The 15,991-nt window shown below is 64.4% G+C and carries 13 protein-coding genes; all 13 read left to right on the forward strand.

Annotation, left to right across the window (positions count from 1 at the left end):
• Window positions 1–179: 179 nt before the first annotated feature.
• The 13 genes from ACWEPL_RS12335 (at window position 180) to ACWEPL_RS12395 (ending at window position 15,824) form a co-directional block, all read left to right on the forward strand.
• The gene (locus ACWEPL_RS12335) at window positions 180–512 is read left to right on the forward strand and encodes an integrase core domain-containing protein (RefSeq protein WP_452436096.1); all 333 of its coding nucleotides are present in this window, start codon (window positions 180–182) and stop codon (window positions 510–512) included.
• 562 nt (window positions 513–1,074) lie between these two features.
• Complete coding sequence (locus ACWEPL_RS12340) at window positions 1,075–1,326, forward strand: hypothetical protein (RefSeq protein WP_452436097.1); 252 nt, start codon at window positions 1,075–1,077, stop codon at window positions 1,324–1,326.
• Window positions 1,327–1,972: 646 nt separating this feature from the next.
• Window positions 1,973–10,225, forward strand: coding sequence for a DNRLRE domain-containing protein (locus tag ACWEPL_RS12345; protein ID WP_452436098.1), 8,253 nt, complete (start codon window positions 1,973–1,975; stop codon window positions 10,223–10,225).
• 854 nt (window positions 10,226–11,079) lie between these two features.
• The gene (locus ACWEPL_RS12350; protein ID WP_452436099.1) at window positions 11,080–11,403 is read left to right on the forward strand and encodes a hypothetical protein; all 324 of its coding nucleotides are present in this window, start codon (window positions 11,080–11,082) and stop codon (window positions 11,401–11,403) included.
• Between the two features lie 299 nt (window positions 11,404–11,702).
• Window positions 11,703–11,870, forward strand: a complete 168-nt coding sequence (locus tag ACWEPL_RS12355) for a DddA-like double-stranded DNA deaminase toxin (protein WP_452436206.1) — start codon at window positions 11,703–11,705, stop codon at window positions 11,868–11,870.
• Window positions 11,871–12,576: 706 nt separating this feature from the next.
• A complete protein-coding gene (locus ACWEPL_RS12360) occupies window positions 12,577–13,044 on the forward strand; it encodes a hypothetical protein (RefSeq protein ID WP_452436100.1) in 468 nt (155 codons plus the stop codon).
• On the forward strand, window positions 13,041–13,874 hold the full coding sequence (locus ACWEPL_RS12365; protein ID WP_452436101.1) for a tRNA(His) guanylyltransferase Thg1 family protein: 834 nt from the start codon (window positions 13,041–13,043) through the stop codon (window positions 13,872–13,874). The genes ACWEPL_RS12360 and ACWEPL_RS12365 overlap by 4 nt, the downstream gene beginning before the upstream one ends.
• On the forward strand, window positions 13,871–14,044 hold the full coding sequence (locus ACWEPL_RS12370; RefSeq protein WP_452436102.1) for a hypothetical protein: 174 nt from the start codon (window positions 13,871–13,873) through the stop codon (window positions 14,042–14,044). Before ACWEPL_RS12365 ends, ACWEPL_RS12370 begins: the two co-directional genes overlap by 4 nt.
• Window positions 14,041–14,301, forward strand: coding sequence for a hypothetical protein (locus ACWEPL_RS12375; RefSeq protein WP_452436103.1), 261 nt, complete (start codon window positions 14,041–14,043; stop codon window positions 14,299–14,301). Before ACWEPL_RS12370 ends, ACWEPL_RS12375 begins: the two co-directional genes overlap by 4 nt.
• The gene (locus ACWEPL_RS12380) at window positions 14,298–14,810 is read left to right on the forward strand and encodes a hypothetical protein (RefSeq protein ID WP_452436104.1); all 513 of its coding nucleotides are present in this window, start codon (window positions 14,298–14,300) and stop codon (window positions 14,808–14,810) included. The genes ACWEPL_RS12375 and ACWEPL_RS12380 overlap by 4 nt, the downstream gene beginning before the upstream one ends.
• Complete coding sequence (locus tag ACWEPL_RS12385; protein ID WP_452436105.1) at window positions 14,807–14,950, forward strand: hypothetical protein; 144 nt, start codon at window positions 14,807–14,809, stop codon at window positions 14,948–14,950. The genes ACWEPL_RS12380 and ACWEPL_RS12385 overlap by 4 nt, the downstream gene beginning before the upstream one ends.
• The gene (locus ACWEPL_RS12390) at window positions 14,929–15,411 is read left to right on the forward strand and encodes a hypothetical protein (RefSeq protein WP_452436106.1); all 483 of its coding nucleotides are present in this window, start codon (window positions 14,929–14,931) and stop codon (window positions 15,409–15,411) included. Before ACWEPL_RS12385 ends, ACWEPL_RS12390 begins: the two co-directional genes overlap by 22 nt.
• Window positions 15,408–15,824 carry a phosphatase domain-containing protein gene (locus ACWEPL_RS12395; RefSeq protein ID WP_452436107.1) on the forward strand — a complete coding sequence of 139 codons (417 nt, stop codon included), beginning with the start codon at window positions 15,408–15,410 and terminating at the stop codon, window positions 15,822–15,824. The genes ACWEPL_RS12390 and ACWEPL_RS12395 overlap by 4 nt, the downstream gene beginning before the upstream one ends.
• Window positions 15,825–15,991: the final 167 nt, after the last annotated feature.

The following is a 15,991-nucleotide window of genomic DNA, read 5'->3' on the forward strand; positions in this document are numbered from 1 at the left end:
CTGCTGCATCTGGAGCAGTACGACGAGGACGACTATTCATAGGCCGGGCGCCCCGGTAGACCACCTCGGCGGGGCGGCACTCCAGCCGTGGATGGCGCCCGCCGCCTCATCACGCCGGCTCGGGCACGCGGGTACGCCGCCTGCTGATTCGTGACCGGGATGGGAAGTTCCCCGCTCGGGTGGAGGAGATCCTCGCCGGGGCCGGCGTCCAGACTGTGCGCACCGGTATCCGGATGCCGCGGATGAACGCGGTCATGGGGCGGTGGGTGCAATCGTGTCGCCGTGAGCTTCTCGACCGCTGCCTGCTGTGGAACGAACGCCACCTGCGGCACGCCCTGCGCGAGTACGAACGGTTCTACAACCGGCACCGCGCCCATCAAGCCTTTGCCCAGGCGGCCCCGCTGCGTACCGTCCCGGATCCGATCACCGATCCAGAGCGAATCGCCGGCTTGAACATACGCCGACGAGACCAGCTCGGTGGAGTCCTCAACGAGTACTCGCATGCCGCTTGAACTGCATGGATGGAGTTTTCGGCAGGCACAGCACCCAGTGCTCGGCCGGAAGCCGTGTGAAGGCGATCAGAGGCATCGGCTGCGACACCTCGCCACGGATGCTTGTCCAGGGTTGCTGTGGCCGCACTACGGCGATGTTGCTTTCCGTGTTTGCCCGGGTGGGGTGTGCAGTTCCTGGGAGGGCTGGTCGTCTACAGGTAGTTGTGCTGATTTCTTCTCTTGTCCCGGTGGTTGTCCGCCTTGGCCGGGTGGGGTGTGCGAAGGGCTGGTCTCGGGAGGTGCGCTCAGCGACGCCTGCTGCGTGCCGGTTGCTGTGGGCCGGCTGTCGGGTTTCGACGGCTTGGGGACGTCCGGCAGCGCGGCTGGAGTATGGGGGTGGTGCCGTGGGGGCGTTGCCTGGGCGGCGGCAGCGGGTGGAGTGGTGCGGTTTCGGCGCGCAGTGGGGGTCGGGCGCGGGCGGCTCGTCGGAGCAATGGCGGAGGCGATGATCCGGCGTGGGGCCGAGGTTGCTCTTGTCGGTGTGGCGTTGGGGCGGGCGGAAAGGGCGGCTGGGGGCGGGCTGGTGGTGTTGCTCTCCGGGATCGGCACTTCGTCGAAGGTGGGGGAGCTGGCGGGAATGCCGATCAGGAGAGCGGCCGCGACGAGGTGGAGGAGGCCGGCCAGGACGGTGGCGGTCCTGATCGCCTGTCCGCGGGTGCGCCGCCGTTCGGTGGTGGCTTGGTGGGGCCGGGTCGTCACCGTGGACGGGTTCTGGTCGCTGGCATGGGTGTTCTCCCGGGGCGTGGGTGGGCAGCGGCAAGCCTTATCGATCTAGACATGGATGGTGACGGTGGTCAAGGGCGGCGGGCAAAGATTTGTCGCCGCGTACCTGCTCGACGTGCGTTTCCACACGTCGAGGGCGTTTTCGAGGAAGGTTTACGGACTGAGTCAGTTGCTGTGAGTTCGCTGGGAGTTGACTCCCAGGTACTCCGCGGAGCGGTTTCAGCGACCTGGACCTTTCACTCTCCGTTACACCTTTTGGGGGTTGGCTGGAACCCCATCTTGGGGCGGATCTTCGCAGCCCGACGGGCCTTCGTGGGTCATTCAACAGTGTGTTCGACTCTTCGGATGGATCACTTTCTGTGGTTCTTGACCGAATGTGCCGTTTTGTGGCGTGATGCGGATGTTTTGCCTCAAGGGATCTTTAGATCCTCCTTATCCGCGACCCCTCGGGGCCGCATGCCTTGTGGAGTGTGCCTGTGTCGCAATTACCCGTCCCACGACCGCAATCGGCCCAACGGTCCGGGCCTAAACGTCACGCACGGTTACGCCGGCATGTCGTTCTCATCACCGCCCTCGCGCTGGTGGCTTCGCTCGCTTCGGCACCGCCTGCCGCGGCGCAGAGTGGCCCGGCAGAGCCCGGACCACTCGCCCTGGCCTCCAGCTGGGTGGCCGCCCAGTCGAGTTGGGTGGCCGCGCAGGTGGCTGGCTGGTTCGCCGAGGAACCGAAGGGCGAGATCCGCCTGAGTAACCAGAAGATCACCCTTCCCGGCCGCGGCGGCGCCTCGACGGCCGCTGCGCAGGCGGCCGCGCCCGGCAAACGGGTCAAGGAGTTGACCGGCAAGCGGTGGCGGTACGGCACCGTCTACGAGCTGGAAGACGGCCGCTCGCAGGCCGAGCTCTCCACCAGGCCGGTGTACTACCAGGATTCCTCCGGCGCCTGGCAGCCGATCGACACCACGGTCGGTTCGGCCGAGGGGGACGGGTTCGTCCACGGCAACGACAAGGCCGGGTTCGAGTCCCGCTTCGGCGACAAGAGCGACAAGCTGGCCCGGATCGCGGTGGGCAAGCGGCAGGTCACCTTCGGCGTGGCTGGCGACGCTCGTCAGATCTCTCCGCAGGTGAACGGCTCGACCGTCACCTACCCCGGCGTGTGGGACGGCGCCGACCTGGTCTACACGGTCACCGCCTCGGGGGTGAAGGAGCACATCGCGCTGTCCAAGCCGCCCGCGGCCGGCACGGTGTTCGCGTTCACCGTCAAGACCGGCGGTGGTATGCAAGCACGGCAGAACAGCGATGGCTCGATCACCTTCGCTGGCCAGGACGACAAAACGGCGTTCACCATCCCGCGCCCGTTCATGTTCGACAGCCAGAACGATCCGGCCTCGCCGTATGGCAAGCGCACCGGCACCATCACCCAGGAACTGAGCGCCGGTCAGGGGGGTGAGGCGACGATCACGCTGAAGCCGGACGCCGCCTGGCTGGCCGCGCCCGAGCGCAAGTGGCCGGTGGTGATCGACCCCACGATCAAGATCAACGACTGGACATTCGACCACTACGACACCTACGTCACCGACGCCTCGGCCAACGGCAACTTCGCCGACTCCTGGAAGCTGCCGGTGGGCAAGAGTTCGGCCGGGCTGAACCGGGCGCTGTTGTACTTCGGCCCTCCCGCCGACGAGGAGGATGTGCTGCCGTTCGGCACCCGGATCGACCAGGCCAAGCTGGAGCTCTACTTCGACCAGGCGCTGGGCGAGAGCGCGGCGGTGACGTTGGCGGCACACGAGATCACCAACAATTCGTGGAACGTGCAGGGCACCAGCTGGAACAACCAGCCCACCTTCGCCGCCACGGCGGCCTCGACGGTGACCCGCAACGTCGGCGAGCTATCGCGCTGGCACAGCTTCGACGTGACCGCCATGGTCAACGCCTGGTACGCCACGGCCGGCGCGCCGATGGGCGGCATCCTGCTGAAGGCGGTCAACGAGGCCAGGACCGCGCCGGTGGGCGGCGTCTCGTACCAGGCGATGGACGACTTCACCGCGGTCGATCCGCTGACCGTCGACCCGACCGCGCACCCGCGCCTGCTGGTGACGTTCGGCAAGCCGTCGGTGACGCTCAACCTGCCGACGGTGGCGACCTCGGTGGGTGCGTCCCTGTCGTGGTCGGCCTACGCCGACCCGACTCCGGGCGACGCGAGCGATGATCTGGTCGAGTACCGGGTGCGCCATGAGTGCCCGTCGGCGTGCCAGGTCACTTCCAACACCTCCGGCGCCATGGCGGGCAGCCTGATCGCCACGCTGGCGCCGGATGTCACCTCCTATGTCGACACCAGCAGCGGCGCCGCCCCGCAGGACGCTGCCGCCCCGGAATACTCCCACCGCGCCGATTACTGGGTGGAGGCGGTGCTGAAGAACGGGCAGGTGGTGCCCTCGCAGAAGGTGCGGGTCTTCCTGCCCAAGCCCGGCTACGTCACGAAGACGTTGTACGCTTCCGCCGACACCACCCTGGCCTCGGGTGAGCCCACCACCGGCCATGATGTGGTGGGACAGCAGAAGCGGCTGCAGGTCGCCAATACCGCAACCACGCTCGCCAATACCCGCGCCGTCACGAAGTTCGACGACTACGCCGCACAGATCCCGACTGACGCGCAGATCGCCGACGCCAAGTTATCGCTGTGGCAGGCCACCGCGACCGGCACCGGCGCATCCTTCACCGCCCACCAGCTGACCAAGTCCTTCGACGAAGCGGCGACCTGGAACAGCCCGTGGACCACGCCCGGCGGCGACTTCACCGCAACGACATTGGCCACCGTCTCCGGTCTGACCGATACCGCCGGCTGGCGGCGCTGGAACGTCACCGACGCGGCCAAAGCTTGGACCTCCACCCCCGGCTCCAACCACGGGCTGCTGGTCAAGGTCGGCAACGAAACCGGCGCGGCCAAGCAATCGGCGCAGTTCCTGGCCAGCGAGACCACCGAGCCACTGCTGCGCCCCAAGCTGGAGGTCACCTACGCCGACACCGGCGCCATCACCTCCCTCTACGCGCCCGGAACCCCCGAGCGGCTGGACGTGGATGAGACCCGCGAGATCCCGGTGATGGTGAAGAACACCACCACCGAGACCTGGCCCGCCAACACCACCGCGGTGTCCTACCACTGGATGCTGCCCAACGGCACCGACATCTCCACCCCCGCCGACCAACTGAAGACACCGATCCCGTACGAGATGCCGCCCGGTGCCACCCTCAGCGTCGACGCCCAGGTCAAAGCACCCGCCTCGGTCGGCAACCTGGCCGAGGGCGCGCAGTTGGTGTGGGACGTGCAAGACACCACCACCAACAACTGGAAGTCGGCCACCCACCACCTCCCGCAGCTACCGCAGCAGATCCGCGTCGACAGCCCGACATCAGACCTGCTCGGGCTGGAGAAGTTCTACGCCTACACCGGCAAGAACACCGGCGCCGGCACCACCGCGCTGGTCAACCCGTACGCCGGCAACGTCGTCTGGAACTACAACGCCTTCTCCAACCCCTCCCGCGGGCCGCAGACCTTCGCCCGCATGACCTACAACAGCCTGGACACGAGCACGGCCTCACTCGGCTACGGCTGGAGCTTGCAAACGAGCACGCTGTCCAAGCTGGGCTCACAGCTACAGTTTCACCCGCCCGGCAAGGACTGGCCCGACCAGATCCGCCTGACCGACGGCGACGGCACCACCCACGTGTGGACGCTCGACACGCACGGCAACACCAAATGCAACCCCAGCGTCTGCGACTACACCCATCCCCGCGGCGTGCACCTGTACCTGCAACGGGTGGCCAAGCCCGACAACTCCACCGAACCATCCGCAGACCCGGACCGGCAATGGGTGTTCACCAAGCCCGACCGCACCCAGTTCTTTTTCGACAGCGAGGGCTCCCAGTCCGCCATCGTGGACAAGAACGGCAACACCATGTCGTTCACCTACGAACGCCGCCACTCCAACAACAAGCCGACCAAGTTCCTGCAGTACATCACCGACGCGGCCGGGCGTCGCACCCTGACCTTCGACTACTACGCCAAGGGCCAGGACTACACCTACATCGACGACGAGAACTGGCAGCCAGTCGACGACACCAAGCTGACCAACCCGCACATCATCGACAACGTCGAGTCGATCACCGACATCGCCGGCCGGAAGGTGACCTTCGCCTACACCGACAAGGGCCTGCTCGCCCGGATGATCGACGGCGCCGGTGACGACGAGGCCAAGACGTTCGCCTTCCAATACGACGCCACTCAGGGCACCAAGAATGTCAAGCTCGTCAACGTCAAAGACCCGCGCGGCAACAGCACCAAGCTGAAGTACTACGAGGCGCCGGTCGACCCCAAGGACTTGTGGAAGGTCGAGACGCTGACTGACCGGCTCGACGGGGTCACCAAGTTCGATTACGTCGACCCGGACGGCCCGCAAGGCGGCGTCATCCACGCGACCGTGACTGATCCTCTCCAGCACGCCACCAAGTACGTGCTGGACAAGTACGGCCGCCCGGATCTGATCACCAACGCCAACAACGAGATCACTGATCTGGAGTGGGACGACGATCACAACGTCACCACGCTGATCGAGAAGGGCAAGGACGACGGCAAGACGGAATATGCCGTCACGACGTGGGAGTACGACCCGAAGACCGGCTACCCGCTGAAGATCACCGACGCGGAGGCCAACAAGAACCGCACCGCCCCCACCACCCTGACCTACGAGGGCCCGGAAAACTTCAAGGGCTTCGTCGCCGACCTGCGCTTCAAGACCAGCCCGAACGGCAACACCCTGCGGGCCGGCGACGGCGCGAAGCACTACACGTGGGAGTTCGGCTACGACGGCAACGGCAACCTGCTCAAGGTCACCGACCCGCTCGGCGTCTTAACGGCCGATCCTGACGACTACACCACCACCTACACCTACGACCCTGTCGGCCAACTGGCCACGTCAGTCGACGCGAAGGGCAGCACCACCACCTTCACCGACTACCACCCGACCGGCTACCCCCAGAAGATCACCGACGCGTACGAGCACAGCACCGTCACCGACTACGACGTGCGCGGCAACGTGCGGTCGGTCACCGATGCACTCGGCAAGACCACCAGCCAGACCTACGACATCTTCAAACGCCCGCTCGAGTCCAAGGTCCCCAAGGACCAGGACGCCTCCCCGCCGGTGTTCATCGTCACCCCGGCCCCGGAATACGACGCCAACGACAACGTCACCAAGGCGATAGCTCCCAACGGCGCCGTGTCCACCGCCGTCTACGACAAGGCCGACCAGCTGACCGAGTCGTTCCTGCCCAAGGACAGCGACAACGGACCGGTACGCAAGGCCACCTTCACGTGGGACGTGGCCGGCAATCTGGAGAACCAGACCGAACCCAAGGGCAACCTGCCCGGCGCGGAGCCGGCCCAGTTCACCACCACGTACACGTACGACGACATCTACCAGCTGATCGGCGTCACTGCCACCGACGTCGCCAACGCTCGACAGAACAAGATCACCTACGAGTACGACGACGTCGGCAACGTCATCAAGGTCGTCGACCCGCGCAAGAACGCCACCGCCGACACCGGCGACTACGCGGCGTTCTACACCTACGACCGCAACCACCGCGTCACCGCCGTCAAGGACGCGGCCGGATACGAGACGTCCACCGAGTACGACCTTGATGGCCGGGTCGTAGGCCAGACCGACCAGGACGACAACAAGGCGATCACCGCCTACAACGAGCGCGGCGACGTGGTCGAAACCAAGGTCCCGCATTCCGAGACCGACGGTCTCATCAAGTACGTCACCACCCAGTTCGCCTATGACCAGGTCGGCAACAAGACCAAGACCATCACCCCGCGCGGGGTGGAACGCGGCGGCGACCTGGTCGACTTTGTCGCCGAAACCAAATACGACAAGCTCAACCGTCCGATCGAGGAGATCTACCCCTACGACCGGTCCGACCCGGTCTACAACAAGCCCGACAGCGTCCTGTACACCTACGACGCGGTCTCCCGGCTGAAGGAGATCTCTCACCCGCCCTCGCACGGGCAGAGCATCCGCAACGTCTCCACGATGACCTACTGGGACAACGGCTGGTCCAAGACCGCCACCGACCCCTGGGACATCAAGACCACCTACGACTACAACGAACTCGGCCTGCAGACCAACCGCACCGTCACCAGCGCGGGCGGCTCCAGCCAGCGGGCTTTGGACTGGTCGTACTACCCCGACGGCAAACTCAAGACCCACTCCGACGACGGAATCCCCCTCGGCCTCGACGTCGTCCTGTCCGACAACTCCGACACCGGCCAGACCGCTACCACCGGCACCTGGACCCTCACCGGCAGCTCGGCGTCCAACATCGTCGGCCCCCAGGCCGAGCCGGCCACCGGGTTCGTCGGCTACGACTACGCCACCGCCCCCGCGGGCACCGGCCAATCGTCATTCGCCTGGAACCTGACCACCCCGTCGGAAGGCACCTACAAGGTGCAGGTCCGCTACCCGTCCGGTGCCACGGCCACCAACGCCAAATACAAGGTCAAGCATCAGGGCGGTGAAGCGAGCGTCACGCTCGACCAGACCAAGAACCCCGGCACCTGGGTCGAGCTCGGCTCCTTCGCCTTCACCGCTGGCACCGCCCACAGCGTCACCCTCACCGACGACGCCAACGGCACCGTGGCGGCCGACGCGGTCAAGCTGGTGCGCGACAACAGCGGCGAGACCGACAGCGAGAAGAAGGACTTCACCTACACCTACGACGCCAACGCCAACCTCACCCAGATCGAGGACAAGTCCCCGACCGCGAAGATCGACCTGTGGGACATCTCCTACACCAACCTCAACCAGATCGACGCCATCAAGGAGTCGCTCAACGGCACGCTGAAGAACACCACCGGCTACCGCTACAACGAAAACAGCGCCGTCACCGAGCGCACCCACGACAAGACGGTCGCCACCTACGGCTACGACGTCCGTGACCTGGTCGAGCAGGTGGTCAACAAGAAGTCGGCCACCGACCCGGCGCCGAAGACCACCCGCTACACCTACACCAGCCGCGGCGAACGCGAGACCGAGACCAAAGCCAACGGCAACACCGTCACCTACGACTACTTCCTGTCCGGCGTCCTACGCCACAGCCTGGAGAAGAAGCCCAACGCCACCGTCGTAGCCGAGCACACCATCGGCTACCAAGGCAACCTGCAACGCGCCAGCGACCACGCCAAGATCCAGAACGCCGACAACCCCGGCGCCTACCTGGAACACGACTACGCCTACACCTACGACCCCCGCGACCGCATCACCAAGACGGTGAAGACCCCGGTCGGCGGCGGGACGGCGGAGACCGAGACCTACTCCCACGACGCCAACAGCAACGTCTGGGAAGAAGAGGTCCTCGGCAAGAAGACCACCTTCACCTACGACCGCAACCGCCTGATGACCTCCGTCACCGGCGGCCAAACCTCCACCTACACGTACGACCCCTACGGCCGGTTGCGCACCATCCAGGGCGGCGGCAAGACCTGGGAGAAGTACACATACGACGGCTTCGACCACGTCACCAAGCACGAGAAGCTCGGCGCCGACGGCACCACCAACACGGTCACCACCTACACCTACGACCCGCTCGACCGCACCACCACCAAGACCGAAAAAGAAGGCACCGCCTCAGCCAAAACCACCGCCTACTCCTACCTCGGCCTATCCGGCGAGGTCCTGGACGAAGAAGTGGCCGGCAAACTGGTCAGGTCCTTCCAATATTCGCCGTGGGGCGAGCGGCTGTCCCAGGTCAAGGTCAAGGCCGACAACAGCGATGAGTCGTCCTACTACGGGTACAACCCGCACACCGACGTCGAGCAGATCACCTCGGAGTCGGGTGACACCCGGGCCACCTACGGCTACACCGCCTATGGCAAGAACGACGACAAGCTCTTCACCGGCGTCGACAAGCCGGACCCGGTTGATCCGACGGCCAAGGAGGAGTACAACCCCTACCGCTTCAATGCCAAGCGCTGGGACAACTCCACCGGCATGTACGACATGGGGTTCCGCGACTACAACCCCGGCATCAACCGATTCCTCAACCTCGATGCTTACAACGGCGCCCTGGACGACCTGTCCCTCTCCCTCGACCCCTGGACCGCCAACCGCTACGCCTTCGCCGGCGGCAACCCCATCGGCGGGATCGAAATCGATGGCCATAATGTCGACACGGGCGGTGGCAGTTGGGGCGGCACAGCACCGGACACTCGGATCATTAACAGCCTCCCCGACGAGAAGGCGCGGGATGAGTTCCGAAAGAGATGGCGCGAAGGCCAGGAAGACAATATTCCCAACGTTCGTACAAGTGGGAGCCGGGAAGCTCATGATAGCGCCACGCTCGAAAGGGCGGGCTGGTATTACGCCCAGGGAATCTGCACGCAGATGGGGAGCCGTTGCCCAGCAGCAACCTGGAATCTGACCACCTACGGTGCCATAAATCGCGGCTTTGATGCGGCGGCGAACTCCGGGCTGTCCGACGAATACGGCGGCAAGGTGAAGCCGCCAACACTCCAGAAGAATATCAAGGGTCTGCTCGACGACATCATCGATGATGACGACGACCGACAGTATCTATATCACTACACGACAGAAGAGGGCATGAAGGCAATCATAAAAAGTGGCCTTCTCCTGCCCTCTCTAAAGGCCGTCAATCCAAAGGATGCCCGATACGGTGACGGTCAGTACTTTACGGACATCGAGCCTGGTACGAAAAGGCGAGGGCAGCTGTCATGGGCTTTCATAAGAAACCAATTCCAGGGGAAGAGGTTTACCCACTATGTGATGATCGACGTAACTAACCTGCAGGTAGTCAGGGGTAGAAAGAACGTGTACGTCGTACCAAACTCGCAACCGCTCGACATTCGCGACCGACTAGCGGGCTGGGGCAGAAACTAGTCGAGGTTCACAAAGCGGCACGAAACATCCGATATGGCGCTATTAATGGGAGGACGGTAGGGGGTACTAGATCAATTGAACTGAGAGATGCCTAGTCCCGACACTATGGAGAGCCCAGCGCCGCTCCGGCTAGGGGGCGTCGACATCAACCGGTCACTGGCGCTGATGGATGATAGAAGCAGCACTGGGCCGCTGAGACAAGAAGTATCAGCGATCGCGCATGGTGGCCGTGCGGTTTTGTCGCCGAGGCTACCGGGCGGCGACGGTGTTGTGGCGTAGCGCGAGGAGGTTTCCAATGTGGGAGCCTCCTCGCCGTATCGGCTGCAGTTTCCACAATACCAATGCAGGAAGGTTTCAATGGCTGATGCTGCTCCGCTCGCGGCGCTCGCTAGCTTCACCCGCCCTGGAGAAAAGCCCGCTGAAAGCATGTCATTATCGCCGTCAATCTTGGCCTCGCGGCATCGGCGGCAGGCACAGCCGGCCTTCGTTGACGCCGGGCATCGCGACCATGCCCCGAAGTCGATACGGAGTCAAGCGTCAGTTGGTCGTGGAACCACGGAGTCCCCTCGTCTGCTGGCAGCGCCGATGCGCCCTGCCAGTACCCATGTGGCCAGTACCGGCACGCTGCCCTCACGAACGTTGGAAGGGGTGACTGCCTACCCTGCGGGCGGCGGAACCGTCGCCCATCCGAGCGACCCCGGGCGACATATCCCTGCTGTCCCGCCCGCCGAGCAGCCAATCAGGCGGGAGCCTCCTCTACGTGGAAACTCTCGGGCGGGAAAACTATCGCCTGAGTCATCGACGCTACGACAACGCATCGAGCAAAACTCCGTCGGACCTGAGACTATGATGGCATGACACGTTGGATCCGTGGCTACTCCGCCGAAAACGACATCTGGTCCTACTACGAGCTTACCGATGATGAATGGGCTGCCCGGCAGGTCGACCTGTATGGGCCCGATCGGGAACCCATAACCGCAGCTGCACTCGACGAAGTCCTCCGGCTGCGTGATCATCATGACCTTGTCGCTCTTCAGAACTACGAAGGCCGATACGGCGTCCTGGCTGATGGCAGTCTCGAAGGCTGGCAGGACGCAGAGCAAGTCACCGAGATAAGCCGTGATGAATTCGAGAACGTCTGGGCAGCAGCCAGAAGCTATCTTGCTGGGGAAAGCTGACGACTTGCTCTACAACAAACCGTTTCAGGCTCCCCGGGGGGTGTCCTGGTCACAACATGCTCGCGATGCCGGCGTCGGCCGGTGATGTGAAGGTCGGGTCGCCCGGAGGAACCTCACCTCCGGGTCGGGTAGGACCGCCGCATTGCTGCGGCGGTCCCCAGCGGCTATTCCTCCTTCTCGGATGAAATCAATAAAAACTCCTGGAGTCTCCCGCAATCGGGAATCCGCCGAATGGCCTGCATGGATCAGTCAGTCATGTAGAGACGAAACTCGCATGGCCATGAGGCAGAAGGGAATAAATCACTGAACGTCAGGTCAACCATTCGGGTGGTCCATGCACAAGAAAATACTCCTGTGCAGCGGCAGTTTCTGCGATGTTTCCTCAAGGCTCGACCTTGACAGTCTGGTTCAGGAATGCAGCAGGCACAATGCGGAAAGTCACGCTTCATAGGAGGGCGGCTCATTAAATTGGCCCTTCATTCCCGCGCCAGAGTTGCGCTGATTAAAGTCTGATCGCGAGTGGGTCGTTCGCCTGGCGACGTAGTAGAGCTCCTGGTAGGCGGGTTGATCATCCAACCATTGCCGTCACAACCAGGGGCTCTACATGCTATTCTGCCAAACGGCTGTCGATTTACTGCGTTCGATCCTGAGCTACGTAGTCGGGCTGCTGTGCCAGCGGAGCAAGGCTATTTGGCTGGCGTACAGCGGTTGAACGTCTGAGGTAACACGGCGTGGTTGCGTGCTCGTGGTGGGATTCGGGAGTATGTCGGGTTCGGGGCTCGGGGGGCGAAGGATTCATCCGCGCTGAATCGTCCAGTCTAAGTGATTGTCTCGAGCAGGAATTCACGCGGTTGCATTCCCGGTCCGGTGACCGGGAATGGCTGGCGAAAATCTCGTAATAATTGACACGACGCCCTTCCGAATTTTTTGGGAGGGCGTCGTGTCGTTTGATGGCAACGTCGGCGGACAATGACTGCGGGAGAGAGGCGTCGCGTTCGCCCTGTGAACTCCAGCCGAGAAAATCCCCACGCTCGTCACCGAGACCGAGGCCCTGCTGCCCCGCCTCCAGGAGTTGCTGCCCGAACCCGTCGCCGACGCCACCAAAGGCAGCATGCAGCATCACAAGGTCACCGGGTCGCCAGCACTTGGCACGCGGAGGCCGGCCCAGCGCTCATGACTATCCACGCCGGCGCCCGGGAGTGGGAGCTGACCCTCAAGTACCAGGCGGTGGGTGCCCTGACGGAAGAGCGTGGCGGCAGCGACCAGAACGCGGTCGACGCGTTCGATTCCATCGTCCGCCTCATGCATGGCGTAGGCGATGACCTTACCCGGGACGTGTGCCGGCACCTGTATCGATGGGTCGAGCAGGTCCGGCAGATCCGCGACATCGACGAGAGCGAGAAGCGGATCCCGATTCACGTCCCCAAGGGCCAGCTGCCGCCCGCCTGCCCGTACTGCAAGACCTACTCGATCCGGCTTGCTCAGGAGTCCGGCCGCGTGGCGTGCTCCAACTCGCGCTGTGAAGACGAAAACGGCGAGCGGCCCCGCGGCCGCATCGACAAGAATCGCCTCGACGGCTCCGCCATGCTGAGCTGGAGCGACGGCCGGACCACCTACTACTACGGCCAGGAGGCATCGTGAGCGACAAGACAGCTCTGGGCGATCGGATGAAGAGCTACGAGGCGGTCACACGAACGCTGCTGCCGCGCCGTACGTACGCCGTGGTGCGCGTGGACGGCCGGGCGTTCCACAGCTTTTTGCGGCACGCCGACAGGCCATTCGATGACGACGTGATGGCGTCGATGGACGCCGTGGCAAACGCGCTGTGCGAGGAGATGTCCGGCGCCGTGTTCGCGTACACGCAGTCGGACGAGTGCTCCGTACTGCTCACGGATTTCGAGTCGCACGGCACGCAGCCATGGTTTGGTGGCGTCGTTCAGAAGGTCGTGTCGATCGCAGCGTCTACGGCTTCGGTAGCGTTCAACCGCCGCTACAGCGTGGACTACGACGACGCGTACGCCACTTTCGATGCCCGCGCCTTCACCATCCCCGACGTGGTTGAGGTGGCGAACTACTTCCTGTGGCGACAGAGAGACTGCGTACGTAACAGCATCACTATGGCGGCGCAGTCCAAGTTCTCCCACCAGCAACTCCATGGCGTGAGCACAAACCAGATGCAGGAGATGCTGTGGTCCCAACACGGCATCAACTGGAACGCCTACCCCGACGGCGCCAAGCGCGGCCGGGTGTGCGTCCGCCTCGCTGAGGAGCAGGACGTCACCTGGACTAATCGACACACGGGCGACGTGATGACGTCCACTGCGATGCGCTCCCACTGGACGTCGGAAGCTGCGCCGCACTTCACCGCACAACCGGGCGGGTGGCTGGCATCCGTCCTCCCGCCTATGCCTTCTCTCGTGGAGACCGCCGCTCTCAAGACGCCCAGCGAACTACCCCTGGAGGCATCATGATCACCCGCAGCGTCCAGTTCGACGCTGCCGACCCCAAGCAGGGCCTCATGCTTGACGATCTCGCCTTGTTCGTTGAGGAGGCCCGCAACAGCGATGTCCCCGGTGACACCGTCATCAAGGTCCGGGTCAACGTGCGGGGCGGCATCAAGAGAGTGGAGACCAAGCCGTGACCACGCCGCCGTTCGGCAGCCCGGAGTGGCAGGAGAACTTCGAGCGCTCCATGCGCCAGCTCGGCGAAACGCTCGGGCAGGTAGGCCGCACCTTCGCCGCCCAAGGCGCGATGGGGTGGATGTACCGGGGTGAGGTCAGCCAGGCCCGCGCCGGGCTCGCCGCGATGAGCCCCGAGCAGCTGCGAGAGGTGTCGGCGGCCGCCGCGGCCCTGGCCAGTCTCGCCGATGAAGAGCTCAGCGGAAGGCAGACACAGTGACCATCACTGATCACCTACAGGGGTGGGGAACCCTGGCCGCTGTAATCGTCGCCCTACTCGGTCTGTGGGTCACCGCTCGAAAGGCTGCCCAGGACCAGCAAGAGCAATTCCGGGAGCTCAGGGCCAGGGAACGACGAGAGTTCCTCGTTGAGCAACTCCAGCGCGTCACAGACCTCTATGCGGAACTTGCAGCCCTCAGGATCAGCAACCGAGGCGTCTTCGTAGGGACTGGCCCGGTCGCCTCAGCGGAAGCTCGCCCTCACACCGCGATCGCGAAAGCTCGCCTCCATGCGCATCTCGCGGCTGTCCCTGGACACTATGCGTCCCTGCTCAAGATGACCGAGTTCTCCGAGTCGATGCAGCACTTCTACACGGAGAAGGTCCAGGCCGAGGCGCAGCGCCGTCTGGCGGTCCATGGGGCCGATGCGAAGGACGTTCCCGATTTCATGATCTACGCCGAGCTGGCAGACAACATCGCCGAAGTGATCGGCCAAGAAGAGGCGACGTGACCACGAACCATGACGACATCCGGCAGCGCCTGGCCGCCGTCGAGCGCATCGACTGGGCCGACGCGCGCAACGCCCGGCAAGAGGAGTTCTACGGGACTGGACCGCCATCGGACAGGTCATGGTCTTTCGGACGAACCTAGCCGAAGAACGCGACGTAGCCCGGCTTCGGCCCAGCGCGGAGAGGCCAGCGGCCATCGAGCGCGCCGAGGCCAGCTACGCCCGCGAGGAGGCGATCGTCGAGTTCCTGAAGCACGCCGCCACCGACCTGCGCCGCCTGCTCACTGACGTGGATCACGCCGCCACCACCAGGAAGGCCATCATGCCCAGCAATCCCGTCTACGGCCCACTCCCGGACCCCGAGCGTGGCGAGCCTGCACGCTACCTCGCCGACGCCGTCGAGGTCCTCCGGCCGAACTGCGAGGTCGTCGTGATGGACCTCGTGGCCCTGGCCGACGCCGCCATCAACGCCGACCGCGCCGTCGCCGGCCTCCGCCAGGAGAACGTGCAGCTGCGCGCCCGGGTGGAAGAGCTGGAGCGCAAGACAGGCCGCGCCGAACGGGCCGGTCGCATGCTGTCCGGCGACCCTGAGGTGGATCGTTGACCGACGCGAAGCTGTGGATCGTCGATATTGACGGCACGCTCGCCTTGCGCGGTGACCGGGGTCCGTACGACTGGGACCGGGTAGGCGAGGACCTGCCGAATCCGCCCGTCGTTGCGATCGTGCAAGCCCTGCTCAACGATGGCCACCGCATCGCGTACGTGTCCGGCCGGAAGGAGCGGTGCCGGCGGCAGACCGAGAGGTGGCTTGCCCGGCATGTCGGTGGTGAGGCCGAAGGTGTGTGGATGCGAGGCGATCGGGACAATCGGTCCGACACGGTGGTGAAACGAGAGATCTACAAGGAGCACTTCGCCGACCGGGAGGTATTCGGAGTGATCGACGACCGTGCTTCGGTGGTGGCAATGTGGCGATCGCTCGGGCTGACCGTCGTCCAAGTCGCTGAAGGGAGGTTCTGATCATGGGTAACCAGATCATCCGGCAGTCGGACGCCCAGTCCGCGATTAGCAAGGCCAGACCGGGGTGGGCACGGCGGGGGTTCCGCGCTTCCCCGGTCTCTTCGCCTGCTAGAGGCGGGAGTGGTCGCGGAGGATCTCATAAGCCAGGCGGAGCAGTGATGCAACCG

This window comes from Nonomuraea sp. NPDC004186 (genome assembly GCF_053603495.1).